A 23,828-nucleotide genomic window follows, 5' to 3' on the forward strand; every position below is an offset into this window, starting at 1 on the left:
GTTTCTGCAGGTCCCGCAACCCCGGTGATAAACTGCCGGCGCAATGAAACTTCGTAGCCTTGTCCAAGGCTTGCGAGGTTGTGCTTAACAACACAACCAGAACGGTATGGCAGACAATCGCCGATCCCATCTGATTGCATTGACCCAGCGGTTTCCGATTGCTTACCCTACGTAAAGCACCCCTGTGGCGCTGATATTTTTATGACGAATTTATGGTGGCCGAATGTTAGGCTCCACTCCCATTTCCCGACCTCAAAGGTCGGAAGCATCCGCCATTTCAGGTGACAATGGCGCCAACAAAGATGTGCTGTCGCTTAATCTGCCGAAAGGCGGTGGCGCGATTTCTGGTATTGGTGAAAAGATTACCTCGAACCCGGTGACCGGGTCTGCGTCCTTGACGATTCCGGTTCCTGTCAGCCCTGGGCGTGGTGGTTTCACACCAGAGCTGCAACTGAGCTATGAGGCGGGTACCAGCAGCGGCATCTTCGGCTTTGGATGGTCGCTTTCGCTGCCCGAGATCACGCGCAAAACGGAAAAAGGCCTGCCCCAATACGACGATGCCGCCGGATCGGATGTCTTCCTGATTTCGGGGTCTGAAGATCTGGTGCCGCTGCTCGATTCTCAGGGGGCACAATGGGAAGATCGCGCGCGGTTTCCAGGTGTGACCATCCACAGGTTCCGCCCACGGATCGAAAGCACTTTTGCCCGCATTGAGCGGTGGACAGACGAGGCGACGGGTATCGCGCATTGGCGTGTCACGTCGCGCGAAAACGTCACTTCGATCTATGGCGCGTCAGGCCTATCAAGAGTGGCAGACCCGGACGACTCCGCCCGTGTATTTCGCTGGTTGTTGTCCGAGACCTTTGACGACAAAGGCAACGCCATCCGATACGAGCATGTCGCCGAAGACGCAGTTGGCATCGATCAGGCGCAGGCGCACGAAGCCAATCGGTCCCGCACAGCCGAGCGGTACCTGAAACGCATCCGCTATGGTAATCGGGTCTCTCGTTTGGTTGATCCGGATGTGAATGCAGCTGGATGGCTGTTCACGGTCGTATTCGATTATGGCGAAGACCACCTGATGCCAATCGCACCTGATCCCAACGTGGCGGCGGACGCGCAGCATGAGTTTGTCCATGCATCCGCTGATCCCGGCCGAAATTGGCAAGTGCGCCCGGACCCCACATCAAGCTACCGCGCGGGCTTTGAGGTTCGGCGCTATCGCCGCTGTCATCGAATTCTGACCTTTCATGATATCCCCGACTTGCCGACGGGCGAACCGGGCTATCGCGGTCTCGTGAAGGCAACCGAGTTTTCCTATGACGATTTCACCCCTCCCGGTGCTGACACTGATGACGAGCGTCAGCACCCCGGCAGTACGCGCTATGGCTCATTCCTCATGGCGGTCGCGCAGTCGGGCTTCGCTCCGGACGATACGGTTGCACCGCTCGATGTGAACGGAGCCACGTTCCTTGCCTATCGGCGTCAGGCGATTCCGCCCGTGGAATTCACATATAGCCGGGCCGAGGTGAACGATATTGTGCACAGCCTTGACCGCGGGCAGACCGAAGGTGCTCCGGCCGGACTTACCGATCCGGCAAACTGGGTTGATTTGGACGGTGACGGTGTTGGTGGAATTCTGACCTCGACCCCGGGTGCCTGGCATTACACTCGCAACCTTGGGCCAATGAACGGCACGGCGCGCTTTGCGGCCCCCGTGCTGGTTGCCGAGCGGCCTGCATTTGCTGAGTCAGGCCAATGGATGGACCTTGCAGGGGACGGTCGCCCGGATCTGGTGGTAATGGACCGGACAACCCCGGGGTTCCATGAGCGCGACGCGCAATCAGGTTGGTCCGACTTCCGCGCGTTTGAATATTGGCCACATGTAGATGCGTCCAATGACAGCATGAAGATGGTTGACCTGACTGGCGATGGCCTTGCTGACATTCTTCTGACCGAGGACACCGCTTTTGTCTGGCACCCCTCTGAAGGCGAGGCCGGGTTTGGCCCCGCGCGCAGGCAAGCGCAGCCATGGAACGACACTGACGGACCCCGACTTGTGTTTTCCGATCCGGAGGCTGCAATTTTTCTGGCGGATATGTCCGGCGACGGATTGTCTGATCTGGTTCGTATCCGCTGTGGTGAAGTCGCCTATTGGCCCAATTGCGGATATGGGCGTTTCGGCACCAAAGTGGCGATGGACGACGCGCCACAATTTGATCGCCCCGAAATGTTCGACCGCAGCCGCCTGCGCCTGACGGATATCGACGGCTCGGGCACCACCGACATTGTCTATCTGGGTGCAGAAGGTATCGACCTCTATTTCAACATGTCTGGCAACCGGCTTGCACCGCGTCGACGCCTAGGGAATGTGCCGCCGCTTGATACCGAAACTTCGGTTGATCTGCTCGATCTATTTGGAACGGGCACCGCCTGTCTTGTGTGGTCCTCTACTTTGTCCCGCGACGCAGGTCAGCCTCTGCGTTACGTCGATCTGATGGGCGGACAAAAACCGCACCTCATGACCCGATATGTCAACAATTTCGGTGGCGAGACCGAATTGCGCTATGCCTCGTCGTCGCGGTTTTACCTGCAAGACCTTTATGAAGGACGTCCTTGGGCCACGCGCCTGCCGTTCCCGGTGCAGGTGGTTGATCGCATCGTCACACATGATCGTGTGGCGCAAACCCGGTTCGTATCTCGCTTTGCCTTTCACCATGGTCATTTCGACGGGGTCGAGCGCGAGTTTCGCGGGTTCGGCATGGTCGAACAATGGGACACCGAGGAATTCGCAGCGCTCTCGTCAGATGCGCTGGGGCCACTGGCATCAAACGAAGACCCGGCATCTCATGTTCCGCCCGTCCTGACCAGAACATGGTTTCATACCGGCGTGTATCTCGACCAAGGTAGTCTGCCCGATGTCTTGGCTGGTCTGCTTGATGGGCAGGATCGTGGGGAATACTGGCGCGCACCCGCTTGGCGTGACGACGATGTTGAAGCGCGGCGGCGGCTTTTGCCCGACACGGTGTTGCCACCCGGATTGACAACCGAAGAAACACGCGAGGCTGCGCGCGCGCTTCGCGGCACGGTGCTGCGGCGTGAAACCTATGCGCTCGATGGCAGGGCGGAGCCCGGCTATCCCAATGGTCACCCCTATCAGGTGGTTGAGCAAACGCAGACTGTGCATTTGCTGCAGTCCCGTGGACTCAACCGTCATGCCGTGTTTCTGACCCATGCCCGGGAAAGTCTAACCGCGCATTATGAGCGGATCCCCGATGACCCGCGCCTTCAGCATCAGGTCATACTGGAGGTTGACCCGTTTGGGACTGAACTGCGCCGCGTCGATGTCATGTATGGCCGGCAAACACCTGATCCGACGCTGACGCCTGAAGATCAGGCGCGTCAGGCGCAGTTACATGCGGTATTACACACGCGGCGCGTCACGGACCTGATCGCGACAGATCAAACCTACCGCGCCTCGGTGTCATGTGAAGAGCAAAGCTTTGAGCTTACCGGCTTAAGCCCAGCGCCGGGTACGCGTTTGTCCTTTGATGAGATCGAGACAGAGGCGAACGCTGCAGCCGATCTTGCTTATGAAGCGACCCCAACCGCGGGTCAGGTGCAGCGTCGTCTGATCGAACACCGCCGTCAGTATTTCAGGGATGATACGCTGACCGGCCCACTGCCGCTTGGCCAGATGGGCAGTTTGGGGCTTTTCCATCAAAGCTTCCAACTGGCCTTCACGCCGGATCTTGTCACGCAGGTTTATGGAGGCCGCGTTGGTGCAGCCGAGATGGCGCAGGCAGGATACACTGAGATTGACGGTGACGGCCAGTGGTGGCGGCCATCGGACCGTCAGCTTTTGTCGCCCTCAAGCGGTGATACGCCCGCGCAAGAGCTGGCATTTGCACGTCAGCATTTCTTTCGACCACATCGCCTGCGGGACCCGTTCCATCAGCCTACGACACCTACGGAAACAACAGCCCGCTATGACGCTTTCGATCTGCTGATCGAGGAAACGCAGGACGCATTGGGCAATCGCATGTCGGCAGGGGTACGCTCGACCGGTCCAGCTGGCGCAATCACCGAACGCCGACAGGATTATCGCGTTTTGCAAGCCTCGGTATTGACCGATGAGAACGGTAATCGCAGCGAGGTGGTCTTTGACGCCTATGGCCGCGTGACCGGCATGGCCCGAATGGGCAAGGTCGATGGGCCCGACGAAGGTGACAGGCTGGATGGCTTTGATCCGACACTGGTGCCTGCAGCACGCACCCAAGTGCTGACTAATCCGCGTGGACCTGAAGCTCTGGCAGCACTTGGGCGCGCGACAATGCGTTATGTTTATGATTCCTGGGCCTATTATCACTCTCGTGGGGATCCTGTCCCATCACCCGTCATCGGTCTTTCCCTGCATCGAGAGGTTCACGACAGTGATCTTTTGCCGGGTCAAACCACCCCGTTCCTGGCCGAACTTACCTTTACAGATGGGATGGGGCAGGAAATTCAACGCAAGATTCAGGCCGAAGACGGTCCGGTCCCAACGCGTGATAGCTCGGGGAACATCCTGCTGGGACCTGATGGTCGGCCGGTTATGTCCGCATCGCCGTCGCCACGCTGGGTTGGTACCGGCTGGCAAGTGCGTAACAACAAGGGCAATATTGTTCGACAGTTCGAACCGTTCTTCACAGATCGCCCGACCTATGAGTCCGACATCCGCATCGGTGTAAGCCCAATTTTCTTCTACGACGCATTGGGCAGAGAGATCGGGATTTTGAATCCCGATCATGCATGGAGCAAACACCGGTTTTCTGTTTGGGACCAGACGACATGGGACCCGGGCGATACTGTACTGATTTCGGATCCCGCCCAAGACCCCGATCTTGGCGACCATTTCCGCAGGTTGCCGCAGGCTGCCTATTTACCCACTTGGCACGCGCTGCGCACCGATCCGGCGCAAGCGCAGGCGTTGGCGACCCGTTTCCCCGATCCCGAAGACCGGCAGCGCGCCACTGAGGCTGCATCGAAATCGGCGCTTTATGATGACACACCGATGCGGGCATTGGCGGATACCCGTGGTGCGCTGATCGCGCGCCTCACCACGAACCGCACTCTCTACAGCAACACGGCCCCGGGCACCCTACCGACCGAGACACTCCACCGCGTTGCGACCGAAATCGATATCGAAGGCAATACGCGCCGAACCTGGGATGAGCTTGGGCGCGAGGTTCAGCGTACCGCTTTCGACATGCTCAGCACCGCCATTCGGACCGACAGTATGGAGGGCGGTACCCGTTGGCGGCTATCGGATGTAAATGGCGAAACGGCGTTTACGTGGGATGCGCGCGACCACCGGCTGCGCCACGAATTCGATGTATTGCGCCGACCCATCGCCACTCATCTAAGCATCAATGCGGTTCCTGAGCTGCGGATCGATGAAACGGTCTACGGAGAATCGCTGCCGACACCCGAAGCCCTGAACCGCCGCAAACGCATCGCGATCAGCCGCGACCAATCCGGCACGATGGAAATTCTGGCCCATGATTTCAAAGGCAACCCAATCCGCAGCCAGCGGCAACTGGCGCAGGAGTTTCGCACCACGCTCGATTGGGCCGCACCCGTGGCGACTGAGCCCGAGATTTTCGCAGGGCAAACCCGCTATGACGCGCTGGACCGTCCGGTCCAACTGGTGCCGCTGCAACCGCAAGGGCCGGGCGCGCGCATCCAGGTTGTGCAGTACCGCTATAACCCGTCCTCGCGGCTTGATCGGGTGGACACCTGGCACGCACGACCCGCGGCACCTGACACTTTATTGGATCCCGCCACTGCGGATCATGCCGTGGTCACAGGCATTGCATACAACCCTTGGGGCGACCGCGAACGCATCTCCTATGGCAACGCGGTTGAAACAGAAATCCTGCATGATCCGTTGACCCGTCTCACCGAACGCATCATCACCCGGCGCGAAGCAACGGGTTTTGGCTCGGACTGTCCGACACCGCCAGTTGCAGGCTGGTCAGGATGCCACTTGCAGGCGCAGCACATGATCTACGATGTGTCTGGCCACGTGACCCACATCCGCGACAGCGCGCAACAGCAGATATTTTTCCGTAATCGCCGTGTTGATGCCTCTAACGACTATACGTTTGATGCCTTGCATCGATTGATCGAGGCGACGGGCCGCGAACATCTGGGCCAACAAGGCGGCGCACCCGGCGCCCACAGCTATAACGACGCCGCGCGAACCCGGCTGCCACACCGCAGTGATGGTTTCGCCCTTGGCCGTTATCTTGAGCGTTTTCACTATGACATTGCGGGCAACTTGATTGAGATGCGCCACCGGGGCTCTGATCCCGTGGCGCCCGGTTGGACGCGGACCTACACCTATGGCGAGGACAGCGATCTGGCCGCGGGGGTATCCTCGAACCGCTTAAGTCAAACATCGGTCGGTGCCTTGAATGATATCATCAGTCAGGGCGGCGATGGCTATGACGCGATGGGTAACATGTTGCGGCTTTCCCACCTCGATCAGATTGAATGGGATCACGACAACCAGCTGCGTATGTGTCGCCGTCAGGCAGTTGGACCGGGTGATACGGACGGCCTTGCCCATCAGGGGGACCGCACATTCTTTGTTTACGCCTCTGACGGGACTCGCATCCGAAAAGTGACAGAAACCTCTGCAGGAGCCATTCGGCGCGAAACGATCTCGCTGGGCGGGTTCGACATTATCCGCGAACCGGGTGCAAACCCGCGGGCCCGAGAGACCCTGCATGTGGGGGACGAAGCTGGCCGTATCGCATTGGTTGAGACGACGATCGCCGGTGGAGCGGTCAGCCGCGTCATTCGTTATCAGCACAGTAACCATGTGGGCAGTGTGGGGATCGAACTGGACGAGAACGGCAATGTTCTGTCTTACGAGGAATACAGCCCCTTTGGCAGTACCACCTATCAAGGCGTTGCCACCGCTGGCCTAGGTCCGAAACGTTTTCGATATACCGCGATGGAGCGGGATGCCGAAACCGGGCTTAACCATCATGGTGCCCGCTATGCCGCCCCTTGGCTCGGCCGATGGATCAGCGCCGATCCCATCGGAATTGAAGGCGGGCTGAACCTTTATGCCTATGCCTATAACAACCCGGTAACGCTCAACGATCCCGAGGGCACTGCGCCGCCCACTGTGCCCAACGGAGGCCTTGAAGTTGCATCGTTGCAGAAGGGTCTTGAGACGCTTGATGCGCTGGCGACTCAGGTCAGGAACACCGAAGGCAGCGTGCAGGAGTTCGCCCTTATCAAAGAGAACAACACGTTCAAGATATTGAAGGGCACGGCCACCAAGCCCGAGGTCTCGATTCCAAAGGGAACGACGGCTATCGCACACACGCACCCGCCCACTGCCATGGTTTCCTTTGCAGACGTCAACACCACCCATGCCCAGGGTGTGAAGGTCGCCGGAGTCCGGTCTCACCTGGTGGCGCATGGCAACGGCAATTGGACGCTGATCGAGATCCCGAAACAGGGAAACGGAATGTTGACCTCATTCGACACCAATACCGGCATGATCAAGGGCACCGTGCAAGTCTACCGCCCGGGCGCTGCGCCTGACACTGCGTCGATGGTGCAAAAAGTCGACACCATGAACATGGTGAACAAGCAAGGCAAAATCACCTCAATTTCCAAGCTCGCCAAAGCAATGCGGGGTAGCAAGGCAGTGTCGCAGACCCTGTCCGGGGGCCGCGCCATCCTAGGGGTCATGGGCCGTGGGCTCATGGTGATCGGTATGGCGGCCAGCGGCATTCAGGTTGGCACAGGGATCACTCAAATCGCCGAAGGCGAGACCGGCGTTGGCACTGCAAATGTGGTCGAGGGCACGGCCTCGGGCACTCTCAACGTGGTCTCGGTGTCGGGCAAGCTCGTCACGGGTGGTGGTGCCGGATCGGTCCTTGCCGCCGGGCTCGCAGCTTTCGGCTCAATTGCACTGGCCGGAACCGAAGCTCGCTCCGCAATCAAAGGCGAAAAAACCGCCGCACGCGAAGCGGCCGATTTTTGGGTGGACGAAATCGATGCAGGCCATCGTCAGGGCGGCGTTGGCGGCTTTTTCCGACGGTCCGCTGGTTATCTTGGCCTGGGCGCGGCAGGCACGATGTCGATCCTGCAAGGCCAGGGCATCAAAGGCCATTTGAAATGGTGAACGCAGTTGTCAGAAAGGGTACCTCCTCATGACCAAAGTTACGCATCCGCTAAAGCCCAGAATGCGCCGCGCTACGGTGGGCGATCTGCAATCCGCTTTGCTGGCACTGCTGCGTGAAGGCTTGCTGCTGGCCAATGATATCAGCGCGCGCCGAGCGCTGGCCGATATCGTGTCGCGCGAAAAGGATGGCCGCACACCGACCTACGGAAAAGGCACCACTGAAGCCGTTCGCCTGGTTCAGAAAGAGGCCGATCTGTCCCCGACCGGCAGTGTCGATAAAAGGACGGCGGCTGTGATTAACGATCTGGTCGCTCGACTGGACACACCGACGGATTTTGGCACCTACCGTGTCAGCGGTCGCGTCATAAGTGCGCAAAGTGCGGCTGTTGATGGCCTTGCCGTTGTTGTTGTCGACAAAGGTGTCGGCGGCGACTTTGAACTGGGGAAGGCTACAACCGGTAAACGCGGTGCCTTCGAGATTGTGTTTGCCGGAGATCAGATCACCAAGCGCGGCAAGGATGCACCAGACCTTCAGGTGCAGGTGCGTTTGAATGACGATGTGGTTGCCGCTTCGGCGGTGGAATATGACGCCGGACCGGATTCCGAGCTTTCCGTGGTTCTGCCTGCTGAAAGTGCCGCAAAACTGTTGTCAGAACACGCCACACTGACCAAGGCGCTCTCTGGTCAGTTCAACGGTGCCTTGTCGAAACTTGAAGAAAGCGACACCCGTCAGGACATCACATATCTGGCCAATAAAACAGGTTGGGACGCGCGCGCCGTGGCACTGGCGTCGCTATCCCAACAGTTGTCTGACAAGACCGCTGGACGGCGTGGTCAACGCATCGACTCTGGCCTGTTCTATGCGCTTTTACGTGCAGGTGTTCCCGCCGATGACACCGCGGTTTTCCGCACGCCCCCTGCTAAAGTGGCGCAAATCTGGAAATCCGCGCTGGATGAAGGATTGATCGACGCCAAACTGGCGGATCAGATAGATGCCTCCCTTGCCCGATTTACCGAAGTTTCCGCGCGCGTGCGGCTGGATACGCCCCCTCCCGGGGCTTTGGCCGGAATGCAGCCTTTGCTTGCACTTTCGCTGACGCGGGATGACGAGCGTGAAACTTTTGCCGCGCTCCATGCGGCGCATGGTGATGATCTCGATACATTCTGGACCGAGGTAGAGGGTAAGTTGGGTCAGGACAAAGCCACCCGTTTGCAGACCGATGGCAAGCTTGCCTATCTGACGCTCAACAACTCCAAGCTGGTCGAACGCTTGCACCGTGACACCGATGGCGATGCGGACGGTACGTTGGGAGGCCTAGTGAAGGCGGGTTTTCATAAAGCCGATGCCTGGGCCGCGATCATGGATGATACCGACCCCGTGCCAGATGCAGTTCAGGGCCGGGATGCCGCCGAAAGACGCGCCAACTATGCAGAATTCATGGCCGCTCAGGTGCGGCTGTCTTTCCCGACTGCGGTTGTTGCGGAAATGGTCCGGGCGCAGGAGACGCCATTGGTCGATACCGGGTTGTCGAACAACGTTCATGAATTCCTCGCAAAACATGCCGATACCTTCCAGATAGGTCAGCAGCCCGTTGCGCGCTTTATTGCAAAAAATGCGCTGGACGAACCGCCAGAAGTAGTGCGCGAAATCTCACGCATTCAGCGGGTCTATCAGATCTCGCCCGACGACAGCAGTATGAATGCCATGCTGGCTGCAGGGTTGGATTCGGCCTATACGGTCGTGGCGCTGCCACAAGATGAGTTCCTGCGCGCCCACAAGGCCGTTCTGAACGAGGCCGTCGCGATGCAGATCTACCGCAAGGCTGAACAGGTCCATGGAGCGGTTCTGAATCTGGCCACCGCTTATATGACTCACCGGATGATGCCAGCGATCGGCCCCAGCGTGGGCGCTGCTGACGGGTTTTTGAACCCTACCCCGGGCGGGTCGGACAATTTTGGTGATGTGCTCGCATACTCCACATTAGAAGAGCTTTTCGGTTCGATGGATTATTGCGGATGCGAGCATTGCCGGTCAGTCCTCAGCCCCGCAGCCTATCTTGTCGATCTTCTGCTGTTTCTCGATCGCCCCGCGACTGAGATTCCGAACGGCTTCATCAATCCACTTGATGTGTTGCTTGATCGGCGGCCTGATATTCAACACCTGCCTCTGACTTGCGAAAACACTCTGACGCCTGTGCCATACATCGACTTGGTGAACGAGGTGCTGGAGCATTTCGTTGTCAACGGCATGTCTTTGGGTGGATATCAGGGTCATTCGACCGATGGTCAAACACCGCCTGAAGAGTTGCTGGCCAGTCCACAATTTGTGCGCGATGCCGCCTATGCCACGCTGGCCACCGCCCAGTTCCCCACCCCATTGCCGTTTGACCGTTCGTTGGAGGCACTGAAGGCCCTGTTCAATCGTTTCGACGCGCCTTTACATCGGGTTATGGCTGACTTGCGTTCGTCAGACGCGCTGGACGATGCACCGTACGGATGGCGCGACATCTGGCTGCAGCGCTTGAACATCTCGCGCGGTCTCAACGCCGTCTTGACCGAAAGCGTGGCGGTTGCCGGGTCAGCGCGACCCGATCTGACAGTGCGTTCGCTTTATGGTTTTGATGCGGGTGCCAGCGCAGCCGAAGTGCGTGATGGTTTGGAAAGCGTGCGCGACCTATGCCGCCGCACCGAGATCACGCCGGTTGATCTCGTGAACATCCTAGAGACCGAGTTCGTGAACCCCGGAGCCGCGCTGATCCCGAAGCTTGAGCATCTTGGCCTGGGCTTCGACGATATCCGGGCCTTCCGGGACGGCGCGATCAACTTCGCAGAACTACAAAGCCGGATGGCGGCAGGGGTCGAGCCTGAACGCTTTGGCGGTGATATCGAGGCATGGTTGCTTGATGACACTACTTTCGACCGGATCATGGGTCTGATCGTGCTTACAAATCCGCAAGACCCGTCGGATATGTGCGACCTAAGCGCGCTTGAACTGCGTCACCCAGACCCTGATCCGTTGTCCAACCGCCTTGAATGGAATGACTTTATCCGGATTAACCGGTTCGTCCGTCTGTGGCGTGTTCTGGAACTTAGCATTGCCGACACGGATGCTATCATCTCTGCGCTTTATCCGACGAACCAGATGCCGGACGGCGCCGACGCGCAGGTGGACCTGGCTCGCATGGACGCCGGCTTTGCCGAGCTCCTGCCACAGTTGGGCATCGCCATGTCGGCCCTTGATGCGCTGGAGCTAAGGCCCGAGGACGCGATGCGCCCGATCCTGGCCCTCTTTGGACCAATCAGCACCAATGGAACCGCCGCGCTATTCCGTGAAATGTTCCAGCGACCTGCTCGCGAAAACCCCGCCTTTGCCGAAGATGGTTTTGGCGGTGTGCTTACAGACCCTGCGGCCCTGTTGCTGCCCGAGGTTGAAACATTGCGCGCGGCCTTTTCATTGACGGGTCAAGAATTTAACCGGATCGTTGCTGTTTTGGGGTTCGATGACACGACACCCCTGACCATCGAGACGGTCAGCGCAATCTACCGTCGCGGCTGGTTGGCGCGCGCGCTTGAGCAAAGCGTGCCGGGATTGGAGCGTTTGCTGCAAGCCACCGGTCTTGACCCCTATGGCCCGCAAGATGCCACTGCACCCGCTCTGCTGACGGTTATCGATCTGGTGCATCGCCTGTCCGAGCTAGGCCTGTCGCTGGAAACTGCGCTGGCGCTGCTGTTGAACCATGACCCAAGTGGCCAGACGACACCGCCCGCAGAAAACATCACGACCCTGGCACGCGATCTGCGTGCAGGGTTTGCGGCGATCACCAATGACTTTGTTCTGGTGGACGATCCCGATGGCGGTATTGCCCGGTCCCACATGGCTCTGGTCTATGGGGCCGAAGCGACCGAGCAGTTCTTCGGATATCTGGAGGTCACATCCTCGGCCGAGGTTACCTATGACCATTCTGCCACTGCGCTAGAGCCGGCGATCCTGGCCGAGGCGCCCGATCAAATCGCTTATGACGATTTCCGCAAGGTTCTGGTTTTCAACGGGCTGATGTCGACCACTGTCAGAGATGCCCTGCAGGCCGTCGCCGGGACACCTGCTGCCTTCGCGCCAGCAATTGACGCTTTGTTCAACGCCAGCGAGGCACAATCACAGCCATTCTTCACCCGCTTCCCCGAGCTGCTCCCGCTTCACGACGCATACCGCAGCTCAACCGCGTCAAAGGCCGAGGCCTATCGTGCCCTGCTTGAAGGAATCCTGCCGCAGCTGATCTCAAGACGGAAACGCCAGGTGGCGCTGCAGCTTCTGGGTACCGCGATCGAAGTTGAGGCTGATCTGGCAGCTGTCCTGTTCGAAAAGGCCGAGGTTCTGCATGCGGCGACTGATCCAGCCAGCTCCGCGCTTGAGGATGCCCTGATGCTCGAATCCGGGGGTCTGAGTGCTGAAATCAGCGATGGTCCGGCCCACACTGCACCGCCTGCGCGGGTCGAAACCATATCTGGCGCGATTGATTTTGCCTCCACTGGAACAGTGCTGCCAGACAATCAAACCACACCAGGTTCTTCGATTTCGATCCAGTTACGGGGATATCTGGAAGCGCCTGAAAACGGATTCTTCAACATTGCTGTCGAAGCTGATGCGGGCGCGACCGTGACACTCAGCATCGCAGGCGAACCTGTTCCTCTGACCGAGGCGGGCGGCATATGGTCAAACACCAACGCGATCGAGCTTCGCGCAGGCACTTTGGTCGAAATCGCGCTGGGCGTGGCCAATGTGACCGACCGTCTGGCGTTGCGTTGGAGTGCACCGGGCCGAGGAACTGAGGTCATCGGCGCTTCGCATCTCTACCCGGCTGATCCGGTATCGCATCTGGGCGCGGCCTACCTCCGCACGCGCCGCATTGCACGGTTGTCCGAAACGCTGAAACTTGACGTCGCTGAGGTCTTGCACCTGACGACACATGGCGATTTGCAGATTGCGGGTGCGGCCTGGCCAAACAGCCTGCCCATCACCGGTACACCCGATGATCCGACCTCCGCCGCGCTGATGGGGGTGCTAACGGCCCACCTGCGCATGGCGCGATTAAAGGCGGCTTATGCCCCTGAAAATGCCCGGCTGGTTTCGATAGCCGAGAACCCAGCGGTCGCCATAGCCGACGCCGAGGCTGAGTTGTTCCAAGTCACGCGCTGGGATCCCGTGGATATCGCCGCCCTGTTGGTACATTTCGGACTCACCCCAGCCGATATTGGCGATCTGGCCGTTCTGGAGCGGCTTCATGACATCGCCGAATGGCTGACGGCACTTGGGATTCCGGCGACAGCGCTTATCGCTGCCGCAACACCCGCCCCAACCGGACCCATTGTGCGGAATTTCCGCGCCGCCCTTCGTGCGCGTTACAGCCCGGATGACTGGCTCAAAATCCTGCAACCGATCAATGACCGCCTGCGCAAGCGCCAGCGTGATGCATTGGTGGCGCATATCCTGCACGATCTGCGCGGGCGTCCGGATGCGGCGCATATCAACACGCCCGAAAAGTTGTTCGAATACTTCCTGATGGACGTGCAGATGGAGCCGTGCATGCTCACTTCGCGGGTTCGCCACGCATTGTCCTCGGTACAGATCTTTACCGAGCGCTGCCTGATGAACCTTGAACCCCGTGTGGCTGCATCCAGCCTCAGGTCGAAACACTGGGAATGGATGAAACGCTATCGCGTGTGGGAGGCAAACAGGAAAATCTTCCTGTACCCTGAAAACTGGATGGAGCCGGAATTGCGCGACGACCAGTCACCCTTCTTCCGTGAGGCGATGAGTGAATTGTTGCAGGGTGACATCACCGAGGAACGCGCAGCCACCTCGCTGATCGGGTATCTGCAGAAACTGGAAGAGGTCGCCAAGCTGGAAGTATGCGGCCTCTACCAGATCGAGGGCGATCCGGGTGCAGCAGACGATGTGCTGCACGTCATCGGGCGGACCGCCGGGGCCAAGCGCAGTTATTACCACCGAACCCGTGCCTACGGCTCGTGGAGCGCGTGGGAGAAAATCCCGCTGGATATCGAGGATAATCCGGTTATGCCGCTGGTCTGGAACAATCGTCTGTTCCTGTTCTGGATCAAGATGATGCCGGAAAACACGGCACAAGGAACACCCAACGCGGGATCAGGCCCGCTGGCCGAGGTTGAGGCGTCATCGTTGATGGATGTTGATGAACCCACCTTTGACGTCAAGGTCATGCTGAACTGGACCGAACGGGTGGATGGCGTGTGGCAACCGCCGCGCAGTTCGGATCCTGATGAGCCCCTGTTGCTGCGCGAAAACGTGCCAGCCCGAGAGATGCGCAATTTCCGTAAAGGCATCCGCCTGTCTTCATTCCCATGGACCAACGGGATGCGGATATCGATCTCGTACAAGGATTGGCTGGGCGTTTCGTTCTTTATGTACAACACGTTTAGCACACCCGATACGCGCTCACCCAAGAAGGCGCCGCATTTCTTGCCGAAACGTATTACGTCGACCGGGTCAAACCGCCTTACAGCGATCTATTCCAATGACGGGATCACGCATCGGTTGCTGTCCAATAAGGCGCCCGATCAGGCCACACAGCCGCATCACCCGACCAATGGAGAAGCCTGGGAGTCGCCGTTCTTCTATGCCGACCCGCGACATGTGTTCTACGTGTCCACGAAACAGCGGATCGTTGAAGTTGTGACTTGGCTTGATTTTGGCCGCGTGGCCGAGGTTGACCCGACAATCGATACCATGGTGCTGGCATTCGAGCCGCTTGCCGAGCAGCCCGACCGGATTGAACGGGTGACTGCAATCCCCGGCTTTGGCAGCGCCGACCTGAGCACTCTTCGTGCATTCGTGACCGAAGACGCCTTTGTCCATACAGCGCTGGGCACCGGTGGCACGGTCCGCTTTGGCGACCGCGACATCGGCCCGATGGGCAGCACCGTCCGCATGCGTCGCACTTGATCCGGAAAGGACTTTGATCATGGATACCAGCAAGATCAGCACTTACGGCTATCATCACCTGCTTGATCAGGACATTTTCGGCCCCCAGAAGATCAAGCTTATCAGCTATGAAAAACACTGGGACTACACGTTTGAAAACTTCTTCCACCCCTTCGTGTCGGAGTTGATCGAGCGTCTGAACATACAGGGTGTGCCCGGGATGTTGTCCCCGGAGTTTCACAAAAGCTTGCGCAAGTCATTCTTCAATTCCCTCTATTCCCCGCAGGAAACCGACAAGATCGACATCCATTCGTTCCCAAAGGAAATCGACACGCGGATGGGTGGGCCTTATGCCAACTACAATTGGGAACTGATGTTCCATGTGCCGCTGACCATTGCGGTGCACTTGTCCAAGACCCAACGTTTCGCCGAAGCGCAACGCTGGTTCCATCTGATTTTCGATCCGACCGAGAATGACCCCGATGTACCGGTGCCCACACGCTATTGGCGTTTCCTTGCCTTTCGCGAGGGCGAAGCCCAATCCATCGATACGTTGTTGACCCTGCTCAGCAAACCAAACGACGAATGCACTGACGCGGAGCTGGCCGAGAAAGAAGCGATCCTAAATGGGTATGAAGCGGTGCGAAACACCCCGTTTCAGCCCTTTGCAGTCGCGCGCACACGGACGATTTCATTCATGATGCACGTGGTGATGAAGTACCTCGACAATCTGATTGCCTGGGGTGACAACCTGTTCCAGCAATTCACGCGCGAAGCCATCATGGAAGCGCTGCAGATCTATGTGCTCGCCTCGAATTTACTGGGCGACAAGCCGCAGCGTTCACCTGCGGGTGGAACAACCACGCCACGCACCTTTGCGCAACTTCGGGCGCAAGGGCTTGATCCGATGGGCAATGCATTGGTCGAGCTTGAAGGCGCGTTCCCCTTCAATTTCACAACGCCAACAGGTGCGGGCACCAGCGACAGCGCTGCGCCGTTATTCGGTATGGCCCGCACGTTGTATTTCTGCATCCCGCATAATGAAAAGCTGCTGGGTTATTGGGATACGGTTGCCGACCGGCTGTTCAAAATCCGCAACTGTATGGATATCGAAGGGCAGGTTCGTCCGCTTGCCCTGTTCGACCCCCCGATCGATCCCGGAATGCTGGTCAAGGCGGCGGCGGCTGGGCTGGATATCGGATCTGTCGTTTCGGGTTTGAATCAACCGGTCAGCCCCGTCCGCTCGCGCGTGTTGATCGAGAAGGCGGCGGAATTGGCTGGTGAGGTCCGAAATATCGGGTCGGCCTTGCTGACCGCCTTGGAAAAACGCGACGCCGAGGCACTGGCCCTGTTGCGGCAAGGTCACGAAGTCAGCTTGCAGAAACTGCAGGTCGATCTTCGTTACCTTCAATGGAAAAACACCGAGGCAGCGACGCAAGCCCTGATAGGCAGTCGTGGCGCTGCGCTTGAGCGATTGAACTACTACAAGCGCCTGCTGGGTCAGGAGGCTGATCCAAATGCGCCTGAAACCCTTGAGTTGACCCGTCAAACCCTGACAAAGGCCAATTTTGATGAAGCGTATGAGGCGCTTGTTGCGCAATTTGACGTGCCGGTTCAGCGGCTGGAGTTTCCCGATCTTGAGCGTCCGGGCGATGGCGATGGCGCGCAGACGTCAGGCCAAACCGGGGACGGAGACCTTCACCTGTCGAAAAAAGAGAATGAAGAACTTAACATCCTGTTGCCAATAGCCCGGGACACAACGCTGGCCAAATCTGTGTTCCACTCGATCTCGGCAACCCTGACCCCGATCCCCGACCCGAAATTGGACCTGCATTATTGGGGCCTTGGCGGCACCATCGACTTTAAGGTGGGAACCGTGCTGTCCTCGGTCATGCGGATCGCGGGGGATGTTTCCGGGATGATCGCGGACTGGAACCGTGATCAGGCCGGGATGGCGGCCCGCACTGCCGCCTATGAACGTCGCGCCGATGAATGGATATTGCAGCACAATCTGGCGGCCCATGATGTGATGCAGATCGGGCGTCAGATCCTGACGTCGCTGATCGCGGAACAGGCGCAGCATCGCGAATATCTGAACGTCAAAAAGGCAATCCGTCTGACCGAACAGACCCGCGATTTACTGCAGGATAAATATACCAACGAAGAGCTCTATGGCTGGCTGCAAGGCGAGTTGTCAAAGCTGTATTACGAGTACTACCGCTTTGCCTTCGATACCGCGCGACGCGCCGAGCAGACCATGAAAGCCGAACTGATGCGGCCCGAGCTGGATAAGAAAACTCTGGTGCAGTTCAACTATTGGGATGGCGGTCGCAAGGGGCTTCTTTCAGGCGAGGCGCTGCTGCTGGATGTCAAGCGGATGGAGCTTGCGTATCACGAGCACAATCGCAACGAATACGAGCTGACCAAACATGTCAGCCTGCTACAAATCGATCCGCTGGCCCTGGTCAATCTGCGAAGAACAGGTCGGTGTACCTTTAAAATCCCCGAGGCCCAGTTCGATCTGGATGGGCCGGGCCATTACTTCCGCCGGATCAAGAGTGTTGCGCTCAGCCTGCCCTGTGTTTCCGGGCCCTATATAGGAACCCATGCGAAACTTGTGCATCTCAAGAGCAGCATCCGGCAACGACCGGATATCGGGGATGGCTATGTTCGCACGGGCCCCGAAGACGACCGTTTCGCCGATATACACAGCGCCGAAAGCAATGTGTTCAGTGCGGCGCAAATGGAAACCGGTCAGTTCGAGGGCATGCCTGATGATCGCTATCTACCATTCGAAAATGTGGGCGCAGTCAGCGAATGGCGGCTAGAGCTGCCGGCGGACCCAACGCAGGGCGATCCGCAACAGTTCGACTATGACACGATCTCGGACGTCGTCTTGCACCTGCGTTACACTGCGCGGGATGGAGGTGGACCCGTGCGCAATGCGGCAGTTGACCACCTGAAGTCCGACATTGCGGCAGACGGGACTGTGGGCAACGTGCGGCTATTCTCACTGCGGCACGAGTTCCCGACAGAATGGGCACGCTTCCGCCGCGAAACACCCGCTGCGGGTGGGCGTCACGAGCTGCGGCTGACACTCCGACCCGAGCACTATCCCTATTGGTCGGCTGGTCGCCTCACGACGCTCAAACGGTGCGATCTTTTTGCTGAAAGCAGTCTGGATGCTGCTCCGGCAACAATCACGGTGTCTGATCGTTCTGATACCAGCGACGGAGGTGTGGTTCAGGACACATTGACCCGCCGTCCGGAACTGGGCGATCTGGCGGTTGGTCAGTTGGCGACGGTTCCGTTGCCCGCAGGCCCAACGGGTGAGATCGTGCTGTTTTTCGACACCGCAGAGTTCGAGGATATGCTGATGACTGTAACGTGGGGTGGTTGACGATCCTCAGCCATATAGGAACGTCAAGGATGGCGCGGACCATCCGGTGTGATCATCCAGTTTGATAGGGTCTTGTCCATTTTCCGCATCCGGTGACGCAACATGTCGCGTGTCATGCGCGCCAATGTGGCGGCGTGTTCAGGATGTTCTGCCACGTTCTCCATCTCACCCTGCCCTTCACCGTCAAACAGCATGGGCGGAAGATCAGCCGCAAACTCAACCAATGTAAACCGATTGTCGCGCAGGATGCTCAGGCAGCTGTCCTCTAACCCCGTTTCCAGTTCGCGTTGCCAGCGGGTTGGGTTCAGCGGATCAGCGAAGTCCAACTCCGAGAATGAATAGCGGCGCCAGTCAGCCGGGGTTGAGGATTCACTCTGAAGGAAGGGCAACAGCGAATGCCCATTCATGGAATCCGGTATTGTCTGCCCGATCCATTCGAGAATCGTCGGAACGATATCAATCGATTCCGTGGGTGCCTCGACCCGTTTGCCACGGGCTCCATCGGGCATGCGCACGATCAAGGGTGTATGATAGGCCGCATCATAAACCGACATCTTACCCCAACTGTGTCGATCCCCCAGCATCTCGCCATGATCTGCGGTGACCACCAGCAACGTGTTGTCGTACTGCCCTGTCTCTTTCAAAAACGAAACCACGCGGCCGATATGATGATCTACCTCCGTGGCAAGACCCAGATAGATCGAGCGCAGCGTCTGCACTACCTCGTCCGTCGGCTCAAGGTCCGGGAAGCCTTCAACAAATCCGGCAACCGTGCTGTTGGCCCGTGCCGGAGCGAAAAACGGATGCAACGCCTCTTCGGCCTCGGCGGTTGGTAACCGCGATGGCAATGGTAGCGAGGCAGGGTCATACATTCGGTTATATGGTGCCGGGGCTACCAGCGGTGGATGCGGGCGAATGTAGGTCAGATGTGCAAACCATCCCCGGTCATCATCCGCATAGGCCGGCATGGTTTCCAGAAACCGATCGGTTAGAAAGGCGGTATCGCTATCCTCGGCTGCGTAGAAGGCCGGGTCATTCAGTGCAGGCTGGCCGCCATCGGGTGCGACAGGTTTGAACACGTCAATGTAGTTTTCGAACTCATATCCACGGTTTTTCAGATGAGAACGCCATGGGAATGACATCTCTAACCGCATTTCCAGCATTTCCTGAAAACCGGCCATGTGGAATTCATATGACCTGAGCGCCGGGTCTTTGGCATCAAACACGCGCGGGTCCTGTGATGTGTCGGTATATCCAAACAGCATCGGCAGATACCCTGCCTTGCGCATCTCGCTGGCGATGGTCGGTGCATCGTGGCGCAGGGGTGTGCCGTTTCGTACCGACCGGTGGTTCATCGCGTATTGCCCGGTCAGCAATGAGGCGCGCGATGGCCCGCAGGGGTTGGTAACGGAAAAGTGCCGCGTGAAAGAAACACTGTCCTCCATCAATGCGCGCATGTGAGGCAGGTCAACATGGGCCTCCAATGCCCCAAACAAACAATCCGCCCGCATCTGGTCGGTAATGATAAACAGGACGTTGTGTTTGTCTGTCATATCCCGGTGCTCCTGATCGCTGAACCGAATCCTTGGCCCTGCGCGTGTATTCCTGCCAAAACTACGCGGCGGTATTGCCTGCTTTGCCTCGGAATGGCGATACCCACCGCTCAAAAATCCACAAACGAAACCGCTAATCAACCAAAAACGGAATAATTTGGTTGAATAAGTTGTTTTTTGTGGGTTAATGTTGCTGTACTGTGTGGGGTTTTGTGACGTTGATGCTTAAAAGATGTTGCGTAATGCAGCATCGCAGAGTGACGATACAACCGGAACACCCATGTGCAATGGCGATCCGTTAGTCATCCAGTTTACCTGTACCATGACGGCGTCTCTGAATACTGCTTAAGGCATTGCAATGAGGGACAAAAACAGATGCTAACCCCACCAAATACCGTTGCAACGCCCGAAGGTACGTCAGATATCGCGGTTCACGCCGCCGAAATCGCCAATATCGCCGCGCAGGCTGCGCGCGGGTACTTTCGGGGACGTTTGGGGGTTGAGTTCAAGGCGGACGAAAGCCCGGTCACACAGGCGGACAAGGGTGTCGAGGCCGTTGTGCGACAATATTTGGCTGAGAACTTTCCAGATGACGGTATCTTTGGCGAAGAGCAGGGGTTCGAAGGTCAGGATCGGCAGAATGTCTGGATTGTAGATCCCATTGACGGCACCCGGTCATTCCTGTCGGGGCATCCGTTGTTTGGGTTCCTGTTGGGATATCTCACGAATGGTGTTCCCCGATTGGGGGTCATCGGCATGCCTGCCCTGAACGAATTTCTGATCGGCATGAAAGGTCAAGGGGCCACACTGAATGGCAAGCCTGTCTCGGTCAGCGTTACACGCCAATTGAGCGACGCAGTTTTTTTCGTCAACGAAGGCGACAAGATTTACCGGGATCATCCGGCCCTGTTTGATCGGTTGATGAATTCGGGACAGACCCGACGCTTTGCCTATGACTGCTACCCGCATGCACTGCTTGCGATGGGCCATGTTGATGCGGTCATCGATTATGATCTGCAGCCTTATGACTATCTGCCGGTTTCCGCCGTAGTTGAAGCTGCGGGCGGGATCATGAGCGATTGGGAGGGTAAGCCGCTAGGTCTGAACTCCGACGGCCGAGTCATATCGGCGGCCACGCCGCAACTGCATTCCGAGCTGCTTGATCTGGTGAACGGATAACGGAATGGCGATTGTCAGTTTCCTCATAAGTCTGGCTGGTGCAACGATGCTGCTGCTCTACGCTGTGCGCATGGTGCGCACGGGCATCGAGCGTAGCTATGGTGCATCGTTTCAGCGGGTGATGACGGGGCAGCGCAGCTATGCGCAGGCCTCGATGGTAGGGCTTACAATGGCCGTCGTCTTGCAAAGCTCGGCCGCGGTTGCATTGCTGACCTCCGGATTTGCGGCGGGCGGGATGTTGGCCTTTCCGACCGGGCTCGCGATGGTTCTGGGTGGCGATCTCGGCTCGGCGCTGATCATTCAGGTTCTGTCCTTCAAACTGGATTGGTTGGTGCCGCTACTGCTTGCGGTCGGCGGCTATCTGTTCGTCAAGACAGAGGCCAAGAAACCGCGCCAGTTGGGCCGTATTCTGATGGGTGTCGCATTCATCCTGATCTCACTGCGTTTTCTCCGCGAGGCGATGGACCCAATCCGTGACAGCGCCTTTCTACCCGCCATCGCCGAGTATCTTGCGCGTGATTACATCACAGCGTTCCTAGTCGGTGGAGCGCTGGCCTTTGTCATGCATTCTTCGGTCGCTGCGATCTTGATGTGTGTGACCCTGGTGCAAATCGGGGCGATCCCGTTTGCCGCCGGGCTCTCACTGGTGTTGGGTGCTAATTTCGGGTCCGCCTTCATCCCGGTTTGGCTGACACGCGGCATGGCCCTGTCTGCAAGGCGCATTCCCTTCGCTAACCTGGCGTTGCGGGGCAGTTGGTCAATTGTCTCGCTGTTTGCTGCCAACCTGGCGCTGCGAACCGGAGTATTGGGCGATCTGCAAGGCGGGCAGATGCTGGTGAATGCACATCTGATTTTCAACGCCTCGCTTTTGGTTCTGGCACTGCCGTTCTGCGGCATGCTGCGCGCGCCATTCGAAAAACTGCTGCCCGATCCGAAAAGTCCTGAAAGCAGCGCGCAGCCCGGGCAACCGATCAGCGCACTTGATCTCGACTCCCTCAGCAGACCCAATCAGGCCCTGTCTAACCTCAAACGCGAGCTTCTGCGGATGAGCGACATGGTTGGCTCGATGTTCCGGCCTGCGCTGGAGCTTTATCGCAGCGGCGACAAGGAGCAGATCCGGGCCATTCGGGACATGGATACTGATGTGAACGATTGCCTTTCTGGTATCCGGCAATATGTGGCGGCTATCCCCGCTGATGCGTTCGGCAAGGAAAATGCCAAGATTGCGCGGGACCTAATGGAATATGCCATTCGCCTGGAAACCGCGGGCGACGTGGTGGCCAAACGCCTGACGGCATTGGCGGATGACATGCGCAAAAAGGGGGCCGCGTTCTCGAAAGAAGGTTGGTCAGAGCTGGTCGAAATGCACGAGGGGATTGTGGCCAACCTGAAACTGGCCTCGAACGTGCTGATCTCGGACGATCTGGAAAGCGCGCGTCTGCTGAGCCTTGAGAAGACCGAAATCAAACGGGCCGAGCGTGACAGCCGCAAACGTCACCTAAAGCGTCTGCAACATGGCAGTGCGGAGAGCTTTGAAACCAGTGACATCCACCTCGAAACCCTGCGCGCCTTTCGCGAATTCAACAGCCATATCGCGGCGGTTGCCTATCCGATCTTGTATCGCAATGGGCAGTTGCTTGAAACCCGCCTGATCGAAGAAATGCCGCAGATGGAACAGGATGCGGATACCGAGGTCAAAGGATGACCGGATCGGTCGAAATCCTGAACCAGGCGGGCGTTGGGCGCGTCGTTCTGCTGTGTGAACATGCAAGCAACCGCATTCCGGCAGAGTTTGATGATTTGGGGTTGTCCGCATCCGCGCGCGTCAGCCATGCTGCTTGGGATCCGGGCGCAATGGCGCTGACACGGGCGCTGTCGACAGCGCTTGATGCTCCGGTCGTGGCCTCGACCGTCTCGCGATTGGTCTATGATTGCAACCGTCCGCCCGAGGCTGCAAGCGCAATGCCCGAGAAATCAGAACTGATCGAAGTGCCGGGCAATGTGGGCCTCGATCAATCGCAACGCGATGCACGTACCCAGGCAGTGTATGCCCCGTTCTGCCAGGCTGTAGCACAGGTTCTGGATGCGCGCGGTCCGGATACAGTCGTTGTGACTATTCACTCCTTCACGCCAGTCTATTTTGGTAAGCCGCGCGCGGTTGAACTTGGACTTCTCCATGACGAGGACAGCCGTCTGGTCGATGCCATGCTGGATCATATGGATCAGATCCCGCATCGCCGCACGGAACGTAATCAGCCCTATGGCCCCGCTGACGGTGTAACGCATTCGCTCCGTCTTCATGCGCTGAGCCGGGGGCTGGCCAGTGTGATGATCGAAGTACGCAATGATCTTTTGGGCAATGAAATACAGGTTGCCAACATGTCCCGGGACATACTGGCGCTGCTTGAACCGGCGCTGAACGGTATCACGATCAGGGAGGACGCATCGTGAGCGCGACACTGACATTTGAGCATTTGAAGGCTGAGGTTTCGTCTGGCGAGATTGATACGGTATTGGTTTGTCTGGTTGACATGCAGGGCCGTTTGATGG

At 58.2% G+C, this 23,828-nt stretch carries 7 protein-coding genes; 6 read left to right on the plus strand and 1 reads right to left on the minus strand.

Features of this window, described 5'->3' with window-relative positions; all coding sequences use genetic code 11:
• The first annotated feature begins 223 nt into the window (after positions 1 to 223).
• From ACR0A1_RS19320 to ACR0A1_RS19330, 3 genes are read left to right on the plus strand one after another with little or no spacing between them, the layout of a single operon-like run.
• Positions 224 to 8,191, plus strand: a complete 7,968-nt coding sequence (locus ACR0A1_RS19320) for a SpvB/TcaC N-terminal domain-containing protein (protein WP_480868853.1) — start codon at positions 224 to 226, stop codon at positions 8,189 to 8,191.
• 28 nt (positions 8,192 to 8,219) lie between these two features.
• Positions 8,220 to 15,167: a neuraminidase-like domain-containing protein gene (locus tag ACR0A1_RS19325; RefSeq protein ID WP_480868855.1), complete on the plus strand. Its 6,948-nt coding sequence runs from the start codon at positions 8,220 to 8,222 to the stop codon at positions 15,165 to 15,167.
• A gap of 19 nt (positions 15,168 to 15,186) precedes the next feature.
• Positions 15,187 to 18,546 carry a Tc toxin subunit A-related protein gene (locus ACR0A1_RS19330; RefSeq protein WP_480868857.1) on the plus strand — a complete coding sequence of 1,120 codons (3,360 nt, stop codon included), beginning with the start codon at positions 15,187 to 15,189 and terminating at the stop codon, positions 18,544 to 18,546.
• A gap of 23 nt (positions 18,547 to 18,569) precedes the next feature.
• Here the strand turns inward: ACR0A1_RS19330 and ACR0A1_RS19335 are convergent, their stop codons facing one another.
• The gene (locus ACR0A1_RS19335) at positions 18,570 to 20,099 is read right to left on the minus strand and encodes a sulfatase-like hydrolase/transferase (protein WP_480868859.1); all 1,530 of its coding nucleotides are present in this window, start codon (positions 20,097 to 20,099) and stop codon (positions 18,570 to 18,572) included.
• A 375-nt stretch (positions 20,100 to 20,474) separates the two neighbouring features.
• Here ACR0A1_RS19335 and ACR0A1_RS19340 point away from each other — a divergent pair, with 375 nt between their 5' ends.
• From ACR0A1_RS19340 to ACR0A1_RS19350, 3 genes are read left to right on the plus strand one after another with little or no spacing between them, the layout of a single operon-like run.
• Complete coding sequence (locus ACR0A1_RS19340; RefSeq protein WP_480868861.1) at positions 20,475 to 21,278, plus strand: inositol monophosphatase family protein; 804 nt, start codon at positions 20,475 to 20,477, stop codon at positions 21,276 to 21,278.
• A 4-nt stretch (positions 21,279 to 21,282) separates the two neighbouring features.
• A complete protein-coding gene (locus tag ACR0A1_RS19345; protein WP_170613574.1) occupies positions 21,283 to 22,983 on the plus strand; it encodes a Na/Pi cotransporter family protein in 1,701 nt (566 codons plus the stop codon).
• Complete coding sequence (locus tag ACR0A1_RS19350) at positions 22,980 to 23,729, plus strand: N-formylglutamate amidohydrolase (RefSeq protein WP_480868863.1); 750 nt, start codon at positions 22,980 to 22,982, stop codon at positions 23,727 to 23,729. Before ACR0A1_RS19345 ends, ACR0A1_RS19350 begins: the two co-directional genes overlap by 4 nt.
• The last annotated feature ends 99 nt before the right edge of the window (positions 23,730 to 23,828 follow it).

It is taken from the genome of Ruegeria sp. D6, from assembly GCF_056534365.1.